At 63.3% G+C, this 537-nt stretch carries 1 protein-coding gene; it reads left to right on the top strand.

The annotated features are described in order from the left end of the window. The coding region (locus tag Q7C21_RS22855) for an NAD-dependent epimerase/dehydratase family protein (protein WP_375151218.1) at positions 1–537 on the top strand (537 nt) is incomplete at both ends.

The raw sequence follows: 537 nt of genomic DNA, 5'->3' as shown, positions 1-537 counted from the left end.
ACTTGGCGGCTGTCGCTTCGGTCCAGGCCTCGGTCGAGGACCCGGTGCGCACCCACCAGAGCAACTTCATCGGCACGCTGCGGGTGTGCGAGGCCATGGTCGCCGCCGGCATCCGTCGAGTGGTGTTTGCGTCCAGTGCTGCGGTCTATGGCAATAACGGGGAGGGCACTCCGATCAACGAAGACACGCCCAAGTCTCCCCTCACGCCCTATGCGGCGGACAAGCTCGCCAGCGAGTACTACCTGGATTTCTACCGCCGCCAGCATGGCCTGGAGCCGGTCATCCTGCGCTTCTTCAATATCTTCGGGCCGCGCCAGGACCCATCGTCGCCGTACTCCGGCGTGATCAGCATCTTCAGCGAACGGGCCAAGAGCGCACGCCCCATCACCGTGTTCGGTGATGGTGGCCAAACCCGCGACTTTGTCTATGTTGAGGACTTGGTGAAGATCCTGGTCCAGGGCCTTGAACACCCGGCACCTGCAGCCGATGCCACCAACGTCGGCCTCAGCGGCGTGACCACCCTCAATGACCTGATTG

The organism is Pantoea sp. ANP04 (assembly GCF_041982285.1).
Classification (GTDB): Bacteria; Pseudomonadota; Gammaproteobacteria; order Enterobacterales; family Enterobacteriaceae; genus Pantoea; species Pantoea eucalypti.
This window is presented reverse-complemented; position numbering and strand designations above follow the sequence as displayed.